This window comes from Thermovirga sp., assembly GCF_017656375.1.
In the GTDB taxonomy this organism is placed as follows: Bacteria; Synergistota; Synergistia; order Synergistales; family Thermovirgaceae; genus Thermovirga.
In genome coordinates, this window is sequence record NZ_JACDOB010000039.1 from 1 (window position 1) to 9,543 (window position 9,543).

The 9,543-nt window shown below is 46.4% G+C and carries 14 protein-coding genes; 13 read left to right on the forward strand and 1 reads right to left on the reverse strand.

Annotation, left to right across the window (positions count from 1 at the left end):
- Positions 1–193, forward strand: a 193-nt coding sequence (locus H0Z23_RS07960) for a hypothetical protein (protein ID WP_296868911.1), incomplete at its 5' end; no start/stop codon positions are given.
- 99 nt (positions 194–292) lie between these two features.
- On the opposite strand, the gene H0Z23_RS07965 is transcribed toward H0Z23_RS07960, so the two are convergent.
- Entirely contained in the window at positions 293–901 is a 609-nt protein-coding gene (locus tag H0Z23_RS07965; RefSeq protein ID WP_296868912.1) for a hypothetical protein, read from the reverse strand.
- Positions 902–1,090: 189 nt separating this feature from the next.
- Here H0Z23_RS07965 and H0Z23_RS07970 point away from each other — a divergent pair, with 189 nt between their 5' ends.
- The 12 genes from H0Z23_RS07970 to H0Z23_RS08025 form a co-directional block, all read left to right on the forward strand.
- The gene (locus tag H0Z23_RS07970; protein WP_296868913.1) at positions 1,091–1,600 is read left to right on the forward strand and encodes a ferritin family protein; all 510 of its coding nucleotides are present in this window, start codon (positions 1,091–1,093) and stop codon (positions 1,598–1,600) included.
- Between the two features lie 17 nt (positions 1,601–1,617).
- Entirely contained in the window at positions 1,618–2,331 is a 714-nt protein-coding gene (locus H0Z23_RS07975) for a DUF6544 family protein (protein WP_366928889.1), read from the forward strand.
- A gap of 49 nt (positions 2,332–2,380) precedes the next feature.
- Complete coding sequence (locus tag H0Z23_RS07980; RefSeq protein ID WP_296868915.1) at positions 2,381–3,196, forward strand: ZIP family metal transporter; 816 nt, start codon at positions 2,381–2,383, stop codon at positions 3,194–3,196.
- A 148-nt stretch (positions 3,197–3,344) separates the two neighbouring features.
- Positions 3,345–3,863, forward strand: a complete 519-nt coding sequence (locus H0Z23_RS07985) for a Na+/H+ antiporter subunit E (RefSeq protein WP_296868916.1) — start codon at positions 3,345–3,347, stop codon at positions 3,861–3,863.
- Positions 3,860–4,117 (forward strand): monovalent cation/H+ antiporter complex subunit F, encoded by a 258-nt coding sequence (locus tag H0Z23_RS07990; RefSeq protein ID WP_296868917.1) that lies wholly within the window; start codon positions 3,860–3,862, stop codon positions 4,115–4,117. Before H0Z23_RS07985 ends, H0Z23_RS07990 begins: the two co-directional genes overlap by 4 nt.
- The gene (gene mnhG, locus H0Z23_RS07995; protein WP_296868918.1) at positions 4,114–4,461 is read left to right on the forward strand and encodes a monovalent cation/H(+) antiporter subunit G; all 348 of its coding nucleotides are present in this window, start codon (positions 4,114–4,116) and stop codon (positions 4,459–4,461) included. Before H0Z23_RS07990 ends, mnhG begins: the two co-directional genes overlap by 4 nt.
- Positions 4,462–4,466: 5 nt before the next feature.
- Entirely contained in the window at positions 4,467–4,739 is a 273-nt protein-coding gene (locus tag H0Z23_RS08000; protein ID WP_296868919.1) for a DUF4040 domain-containing protein, read from the forward strand.
- Positions 4,736–5,500 carry a hydrogen gas-evolving membrane-bound hydrogenase subunit E gene (gene mbhE / locus H0Z23_RS08005; protein ID WP_296868920.1) on the forward strand — a complete coding sequence of 255 codons (765 nt, stop codon included), beginning with the start codon at positions 4,736–4,738 and terminating at the stop codon, positions 5,498–5,500. Before H0Z23_RS08000 ends, mbhE begins: the two co-directional genes overlap by 4 nt.
- A complete protein-coding gene (locus tag H0Z23_RS08010; protein WP_296868921.1) occupies positions 5,487–5,822 on the forward strand; it encodes a sodium:proton antiporter in 336 nt (111 codons plus the stop codon). Before mbhE ends, H0Z23_RS08010 begins: the two co-directional genes overlap by 14 nt.
- Positions 5,819–7,282 (forward strand): proton-conducting transporter membrane subunit, encoded by a 1,464-nt coding sequence (locus H0Z23_RS08015; RefSeq protein ID WP_296868922.1) that lies wholly within the window; start codon positions 5,819–5,821, stop codon positions 7,280–7,282. The genes H0Z23_RS08010 and H0Z23_RS08015 overlap by 4 nt, the downstream gene beginning before the upstream one ends.
- A 52-nt stretch (positions 7,283–7,334) precedes the next feature.
- Complete coding sequence (locus tag H0Z23_RS08020) at positions 7,335–8,774, forward strand: proton-conducting transporter membrane subunit (RefSeq protein WP_296868923.1); 1,440 nt, start codon at positions 7,335–7,337, stop codon at positions 8,772–8,774.
- 328 nt (positions 8,775–9,102) lie between these two features.
- A partial coding sequence (locus H0Z23_RS08025) for a LysE family transporter (protein WP_296868924.1) occupies positions 9,103–9,543 on the forward strand: 441 nt, incomplete at its 3' end.

Sequence of the window (9,543 nt, forward strand, 5' to 3'; positions counted from 1 at the left end):
CGAATGGTTCTATCGTGGCCAGCTGTTCCCCTATGCCCCTTTGCCGATGTTGGTGGAGGCCATTATGGAAGCAATGTTGAAAATTGATGATTTACCTGAAGTTGCTCCTACACCGCTTGATGAATTGCCCGCAAACTTGCAGCGCTATTTTGCCAATAAGCGGGAAGAAGGATGCTGCTGCTGCTGCGGGTAAAAACCTGAAGTTTAAGGTGGCTTTGAAGGGTATAGGCAGCCATTGCTCGGCAGCATTTCGAGGCTAAAGCTCCCAGGCTGCCTTCACCCATTGTTAGGCTTATTTGCTTTCTTCTATGATCTCTTCCATGTTGTCCAAAATCTGGTCGGATATTTCCTCCGTCGAGTAGATGGAACTTGCATCTTCCTCTCTCAATAGATCCTCTCTTATCTTGGTCGTTAATTTTGCTAAAGCCATAGCAATCTCATCACTTTCTTGTGGGTTTATAGTTTTGTCTTTTGTCGAACGTATAAATTGCTCTACGAATTTTTGGTACTCGTGTAAGACGTCAGGGCTTGCCACAATAGCTAATTTATGAGTAAGAAACCTTAGCTTTGTCATGTCTTCCTCAGAGGCGCTTCTCTCCAGCAAGATATGCTCCAAGTGATCCAAAAACTTCAAATAAATGGAGCTTTTCAATTCTAGGAACTTTATGCTTTCCTCTTTTCGCAGCTCAACTTCCGTCTGTTTGTTTAAAAGCAGGGCAGTTATCAAAACTGTGATAATTGTCCCTAGGATGATAAGAACTATTTCCTGGGAGAATGGGAGTTGGTCCATCACCTTATAGGCATATCTCAAGTAAAAGTAGCCCGATATAAAAAGAGCAGAGGCTAAGACCATGTACATGACATTTTCGCGGGTTATCTTGCGGCTATATTTTTTGGTCATGTGGCCCTCCTTATTGTGTTTTTAACGCTTCGGCCTAATTTAAATCCATTATAAGCTTATTTTTTCCGCCTACAAATGAGATTTGTTATGCTTCATGTTAAAATTGTTGGTATCCTACAATAACAAGATAAAGCGTGACATGTTTAAATTTATTCAGGGTGAATGAAAAAAGTATTGGGGGTGTAGGAAGTGGAGCAAGTGACGAAGATATTGGACTTTGCTATGAAGATGGAGCTTCAGGCTAGGGATTTTTACTTGGATTCGCTGGATGAGGTAAAGATGGAGACCACGAGACAGCTGTTAGCCTATTTGGCAGAATGGGAGAAGGCCCACTACGATTTTCTCAAGAAGCAGAAAGAAAGTGTGGAAAAAAGCAGTCGGTGGGATGTAGACGCAAAACCTTCAGTTGATGAAGAGACGGGCGAAAAGATCGTTTCGTCCAAAAAAGAGGGAACTTCTGCGGTGCCTCCCATAGACGAATTTGCAGAAGATATGGGAGTTCTGCGCGTAGCTTTAGCCATGGAGACAGATTCCCACAACTTTTACAAGAACGCAGCGAAGAACATGGAGGACGAAGAGGGGCGTAAGGTACTTGAGATGCTTGCAGGATGGGAAAGCGAGCACCAAACGATGATAAACGAGCAGTACAGCGCTCTTCATAGGGGCTTCATGGCCGAGATGGGGTTTGAGCCTTTCTAAAAGGCCTTTTGCCTGTTATGTTAAAGGTATACAGTTCGGAAAAAGTTAAAGGCCTGCCCAGGTGTGTGCAGAATTTTTTCGGGATTGTCCTGCAGGAAGGCCAGCCTATTATTGAAGATGTTTATATCGAACATGAGGGTACTTTTAACTTGAGTGAAGACGGGGAAAATTGGAAGCCTTTCCAGTCTATACAGCGTGTCACTCTCCGAAAGCCAGGCTTTAACTGGGAAGCACGCATAAAGATTCTGCCAGGGGTTAACATATGGGTACGCGATGCTTACGTCGATGGGAAGGGGTTTTTGTGCGCCAAGCTCTTTGGCCTGATACCTTTAATGAGCCGTTCTGATTCTTCGGGATTGGCACAAGGGGAGCTGATGCGCTTTTTAGCGGAGGCAGTATGGTACCCAACAGCACTGCTCCCGTCTCAAGGAGCTGCTTGGGAAGAGCTAGATAAAACTAATGCAAAGGCAACTTTAAGAGATGGCCAATTTTCGGTAAGCCTTACCTTTACTTTCAATGAGATTGGGCTTGTTAACACTGTAACGGCATCCGAGAGGTACAGAGATGTTGATGGAAAACTGGTTCCCACTCCCTGGCAGGGGAAGTTCTGGAATTACGGTCGATGTGGTGGTATGCTTGTTCCCTTTGATGGAGAAGCCTCCTGGATATTGAAAGAAAGGCTGAAACCCTACTGGCGTGGTAGTGTAAAGCGAATAAAATATAAACCGTAAACTGCTTCATGAATTTGGCGAAAATTGTCCTTGGAAGGTTTGATCGGTTGTGGAACTAATTAAGCTTTTTGGAACCATCTCACCTGTATATCAAGCCCTGGTAGGGACCCTTTTTACCTGGTTTGTCACAGCACTAGGTGCAGCCGTGGTTTTCCTGAAAAAAGACATCGATAGGAAGGCCTTAGATGCTTCTTTAGGATTTGCTGCTGGCATTATGATCTCTGCTAGTTTCTTTTCCTTAATTTTGCCGGCAATAGAATTTTCAGAGCAAGGGACTTTGCCTTCCTGGGTACCTGTCTCAATCGGTTTTCTCTTAGGAGGCTTTACTCTTAGGCTTTTGGACAGGTTCATTCCTCATTTACATCTTTTTACTCCTGAGAAAAACGCCGAAGGGATTAAGACCAAATTGCCCAAGACGACACTTTTAGTCTTGGCGATAACTATTCATAACCTTCCGGAGGGGCTTGCCGTAGGAGTTGCATTTGGAAGCATAGGGGCATCAGACAAGACAGCATTACTTGGGGCTATTGCTTTAACAGTGGGTATAGCTATCCAGAATTTTCCGGAGGGAGTAGCTGTTTCGTTGCCCCTTCGAAGAGAAGGCATGTCCAAGTTTAAAAGTTTCTGGTATGGCCAGTTGTCTGCCGTAGTTGAACCCATAGGTGGAGTAATAGGAGCGTCTATGGTTATCCTTAGTAAAGCCTTGCTCCCATATGCTCTTTCTTTTGCTGCAGGAGCCATGATTTTTGTGGTTATCGAGGAATTAATTCCAGAATCCCAAAGTGGAGAAAACACGGATATAGCAACCACTGGGGCCATACTAGGTTTTGTTGTCATGATGATCCTTGACCTTGCTTTCTCCTGAAGTCTCGTGAGCCTATGCGTTTTGATAAAATGGTTAAAAAACTATATAATGTAATTGCTTTATCTAGATACTCAATCACATCCTTGCTTTCTCAAATTGACTGTTTTGACTGTTTTGCCGCAAATTATTTGCCTGGGGGTCGGACGTTGTGAAGCCTAAAAAGGCGCCAATTGTTTTGTTTGTTGCACTTTTCCTTTTCTGGGCCTTGTATACAGGGAGGCTTGATTTTGCTGGACTGGCAGTTGGAGGACTTTTGAGTACACTGATAACTTGGGCTACGTGGCGAATTTTTTCGCCTCCTGCTCATGAGTTACCACGAAACATAGCCCCGCCTCTACATTTTAATTTCGTATGGTCGTTGATGTTTTTCCCTCTTTTTTTCTGGGAAATTTTCAAGGCTACAACGCAGGTGGCATTGTTGACTTTGAGACCCAGGTTATATCTTATGCCGGGAATAGTTAGGGTAAAGACCAATCTAAAGCATAAGACGTCGCTAGTTGTTCTGGCCAACCAGATAACTTTAACTCCAGGGACTGTTACAGTTGATATAGATTTGGCTCATCATGAACTTTACGTCCACTCCTTAAACCTTAGGACGTTGGATGAGTGTGCTGTTTGCAAGGACGTAAATAGGCTAGAGGATCGCTTGAGGAGGCTTTTGGAATGATATACGTAATCCTTTGGGGGCTAATGCTTGCTGCTTTAGGGGGATTTTACCGGGTAGTAGTAGGGCCTACTGTGCCGGATAGGATAGTGGCGGCCGATGCTATGACGGTGCTTATGACTACTACTTTGGCAACCCTTTCCATCGTTTTCAAAAACGGCGTATTTCTGGATATTGCTCTAGCTTTTGCCATTTTAGCCTTTGCAGATGTGCTCATCATGGCCAAGTACTTCGAACATGGGGAGCTTCACAAATGATTCAAGAGATGCGGTTTGTCGTAGCCTATTTATTTATGGCCATAGGGGTCTTTTTTTCTTTAACGTCGGTTTTGGGAATAATCCGGTTTCCTGACGTCTATACCAGGATCCATGCAGGGACCAAGGCCCTCACAGGAGGAGCGCTGTTCGTTTTGGCGGGGGGCGCCATTTTGGCTCCAAGCTGGCAAGCTTCGGCCAAGTTCGTCTTGATCATCGTTTTCTTTTTGATTACAAATCCCCTTTCGTCTCATGCAATTGCGAGGGCATGTTACAGGCACGGAATAAAGCCTGAGCTGATCTACAAGGATGAATACGGAGAAAAGATTTCCAATAAAAAGGAATGATAGCAATGACAGCTTTTTTTGCTTTTGTATGTGTTTTTTTGGCTTTAACTGCATTGGTTGCCTCGGAAGCGGAGGAGGTCTTAAGTGCTGTTATAAGCCTTTCGGTTTTTGGGGTGCTTATGGCCATGGTTTTTGTAATCCTTCAGGCTCCAGATGTGGCCCTGACACAAGCCGTCATAAACTCTGGCCTTGTTACATCTTTTTTCCTTGTGGCCTATAGCCAGACCCAGAAGCCCAACTTGCTTGAACAGAAGCAGGATATAGGTGATGGTCAATGAGGCCAAAGGGGCGGCTCTATAACTTGGGATTGCTGCTTCTGTGCTTGGGTATTGGCTGGTGGCTTTGGAAAGGCGTAGCCGCTATGGAAGACCCTGAGTTCATAATAGGGCCGGCTGCTTATTACATTATCAACACAGCCGAGGAGACAGGGGCAGCAAATATAGTAGCTGCCATACTTTTTGATTACAGGGGAATTGATACGCTGGGAGAAGCGTCGGTCATATACACGACCGTATGCGGAGTCGCCATGCTTTTCAGTAAAAGCAAATATAAAAGGTCCTCCGCGGGGCTTTCGTTTATAGCCCGACGGGGTGTGAGCTTTCTTGTGCCTTTTCTTTTGTTGTACGGCTCAACAATAATCCTTATGGGGCATATGACTCCTGGTGGAGGCTTTCAAGGGGGAGCAGTTTTTGCCACTGTAACTATCCTGTTATGCATAGTTTTTGGCTCAAGCTTTGAGATGTCCAGAATAAAGCCCAAAACAAAGGAAACTATAGAGTCCCTGGGAGGCTTGTTCTTTGTGTTCCTGGGTGGAGTGGGCCTTTTGGCTGGGGCAGGGTTTTTGGCTAACACGGCTGCTGGCTTTCCAAGAGGGCAAGTGGGTAATTTCCTCAGCGCCGGGGCAATTCCTTTACTCAACATAGCCGTAGGGATGAAGGTAGGAGCCGGGTTATCGACAATATTTTACAGTATGGTAAGGGTCCTTGAGCTGGAGTTTGGTGAACAAATGTCAGAGGTAGAAGGCAATGATAAAAATTAGCTATGCAACAGCCATATTTGTGTTTTGTATAGGCCTTTACACGATCTTGTCCAAGAGAAATCTCTTTAAAACGGTAATAGGCCTTACGATAATGGAGTCAGGAGCCTTAATGCTCATAGTTACCGCCGGTTATGTCCACGGTGGAGTGCCTCCGCTGATCCCAATGGAGGGGCAGGCTGTAAACCCCTTGCCACATGCCTTTACTTTGACTGCCATAGTCATAGGGGCAAGCGACGTAGCTTTGGCTTTGGCATTGGTGATAAAGGTCCATCGCCGCTACAAGACGGTGGATTTGGACAAGATAAGGGGGCTCAAAGAATGATACTTACTTTGGCAGTCATTTTCCCCTTGTCAAGTGCCTTTGTGATCCCCCTCCTGCATCTTTATGGGTCTAGAGGGTTGCGCCTTTTTCTGCCCATAATGGGCCTTGGGGCTTTTGTCTTGACGCTAGCTGCTGCGGCTTCCGGTTTTGGCGATTATGCGCTTGCATTTTTTGGAGGTTGGCCCGCAAGGTTGGGAGTAGTCTTCGTGGCTGATGGATTATCTTCTGTTTTTCTGGCATTGGCCGCGTTTGGATGTGGAGCTTCTTTTTTGTACTTCTATGAGCAAATGGGCACAGGGCCTTGGAGGTTTTATGTAATATTTTTCCTCCTTCAAGCATCGATGAACGGGGTGCTATTGACGGGAGACCTCTTCAACATGTTTGTTTTCTACGAGATATTCTCCCTTGCAGCTTACCTTCTTGTCTCTTACAGCTTGACTTGGCAGGCTGTGGAGGCGGGTTTGAAATATCTTGTGATGGGAACCGTTGGCGCTTTTTTTATACTCTTGGGAGCAGCATATGCCTTTATAGCGACCAAGACTTTAAACATGGCAGCCTTGGCTGCCTCCTTTCCCCAAATGCCTAAGGCCACATTGATAGTTATAGCTGCCTGCATGGTGGTGGGGTTTTCCCTTAAAGCGGGAGCCTTCCCCTTTCATTTTTGGCTTCCGGATGCCCACTCTTCTGCCATAACGGCCGTCAGCGCCTTGCTTTCAGGAGTGGTAGTCAAGGTGTCGATATACTCCCTCATACGAGTTTCCCTGCTTTTCTTTGGTGATGCCTTGCCCTCGGTCTTTGATGTCATAACAGTTTTGGGGGTGCTGTCCTTGCTGGGTGGCCATCTAATGGCTTCAAGGCAGCAGGACATAAAAAGGCTTTTGGCCTACTCCACCGTTGCCCAAATAGGCTACATAATGATAGGGGTAGGTATGGGAACGGCGACTGGAATCGCAGCGGCTGTATTCCATTCCTTCAACCACATGTTAATGAAGTCAGGGTTATTCATAACTGCAGGACGCCTTGCAGAGGAGATTAAGACCCGTAACATACAGGATATGAAGGGACTTTACTATCACCGAAGGGGCATGGTTTTAGCCTTTACTGTTCTGGCGGCGGCCATAGTGGGAGTTCCGCCCCTAAACGGTTTTATGAGCAAGTGGTACCTGGTTGTGGCCTCTGTTGAGAAAAGAAGCTTCCTGGCTGCCTTGGCACTGGTGTTTGGGACGGTCATTTCTGCCTCTTATTACATCCGAGTCTTATCCGTGTTTTATACCCCGGGAGAAGGATTTTCCGAGCATGAGAGCCGCAGGCCTGTTCTGGCGATAGCGGCATTATTTTCGGCGTGTTGTGTTGTTTTGGGATTGTTGCCTTTTTTTACCCCTATCTGGGAACTTTTTGTCGAGGTTGGATCTAAGGCCCTTAATACCAAGGACTATATAGCAGCGGTGTTGTTAAAGTGATTGAGACTAGCAGGCCTCACTTTGGTAATCTGGAACCGATGAGAAGGGAGTTATGCGAGCAATGGCCTTTGGTGACCCTGTGAGCATGGTTTTTGTCGCCTCCGCTACAGTGCTTTCGTTGGCGGTCCTCTTATATAACGAATGGTACTTCGAAGGGAAGGAGAGAAAGACCTTTCGTTTCCTTACCGTTGGGTGTTGGATAGCGTCCTTGGGTGCTCTTTTTGCACAGGATTGGCTTGTTTTTGTTATTTTTGTGGAGCTGGTTTCCCTGACTTTGTGGAGAATGATAGCTTTTGCAGATCCAAAAGCTGCTCTCATATATTTATTGGCTCAGCTTGGAGCGGCAGGCATCATGCTCATAGGAGTGGCTGGGGTTTCGCTGGAGACAGGAAGTTTGGCTATGGGGCCGGTGCCGCCTGAGTGGAGGTGGTTTCTTTTATTTGGCCTGGGCATCAAGACTGCTTTCCCAGGGTTGCATTTTTGGCTGCCTAAAGCTCACGGTGCGGCGCCAACTCCAGCCAGTGCCTTACTTTCTGGCTTTGCCGTCAAACTTGGTGTGTACGGTATCGCCAGGCTGGGTACCTTCGCCAGTGCCCCGGAACTTCTAATAATTGGTTCTGCCATGGCTTTGTTCGGTGTCTCAATGGCCCTGATGCAGCATGACGCAAAACGGCTTTTGGCATATCACACGGTTAGCCAGCTTGGCTATGTAGTTTCGGCTTTGGGGGTTGGCACACTGCTTGGTGTGGCTGGAGCCTTATACCATTCGCTGGCACACGCCCTGTTTAAGGGACTGCTTTTTTTATCAGTGGGGCGCTTGGAAAAAGCTTATGGCACTAAGGACCTTAGGCGTTTTGGTGGTAGGGCTGCTTGGGAAATGCCCTACACTTTTATTGTGTTTATTGTTGGTGCGCTGGCGATCTCTGGTTTCCCTGGAATGAGCGGTTTCGTAAGCAAGGTGCTGATAAAGGAAGCCCTTATGGAAAAAGGGATGTATCCTGCCTATTGGGCATTGCAGGTGGCAAGCATTGGAACCGTGATTTCCTTTTGCAAGTTGGGCTACTACGGCTTTCTTAGCGGCAGCAAAGAAGGAGAAGGAAGGATGGCAAGGGAAGGTTTTGTTTGTTTTCGCGACTTTTCGGGGCTTTTAGGAATGGTATTTTTGGCTGCGGGTACGATATTTTTAGGCCTTGGGGCCGGAGCCGCCACTTCCTTTTTTGGGTTTTCAGCGTCTGGTTTCTTTGCGAGGTCAGATGTTTTTTCGTCACTTTTTATAGTGTTTTTAGGGGCAGGGATATTCTACCTTGCCAAGGGCTTTCTTGCGTCCGGCTTCAAGGGAGCTCTAACTTTGGAAGCTTTGCTGAGCGAGGCGTTACAAATCCTTGCCTCTGTCCGCTCTGCCTTGGTCAAGATGCATTCGGGCAGCTTGCGATTTTACTTGGCATTGGCGGTGTTCGCCGCGTTGGCCATCCTGTGTTACCTGGCTAGGTGATGGAATTGGTTTTTCAATGGGTGGAGACTGAAAAGTGGGGGGTGGTTGGAATAAAGTAGGCGAGGCCTCCTATGTACCTCTGATTCTGGTTACCTATTCTTTCCAAGTTGTATTTGAGGGGTCCCAGACAAGTACGAAAAACTAAGCTGCATGGAGATTTCTAGGCTTAACCCTGATGGTTCTGGTGCCCAGGCCAGTGTAGCCTTGGGGATAGCGCATTAATCGCATTGTGTAAAGTTTGATATAATTAAATTGGCTGATGAGGATATTGGAAACTGCAAGAGTATTAAAAAACGGTTTGTTGACAGGGCTGTTGCTTTAGGTCGCCATAGGGCCGGTGTTTTTCTTTGTGATGAACCTCGCCTTGCAGGCCGGGCCCCTCGATGGGCTTGCGGCTGTTTTTGCAGTGACTATGGTTGATTGCTTTTACATCACCCTTGCGATAATGGGGGTTGGTAGGCTCCTTGAAAAAGACAAGTTCAAAAGGGGCTTTGGCCTTATAAGTTCTGCGATACTTATTTTGTTCGGGGTATCCATTGCAAGGAGTGCTGGAAATACAGGTTTTACCGCAAGCCTAGTTCCTGTCAAATCAAGCTTGATTTCCAGCTTTATTTCAACAGCCATCCTGACTATCTCAAACCCTCTTACAATTGTATTCTTTACAGGTTTATTTGCAGCCAAGGCTGTCGAGCATAATTACAAAAAAAGAGAGCTTTGGATTTTCGGGCTCTCTGCAGGGAGTGCTACATTCTTATTTTTAGGTGCGTCT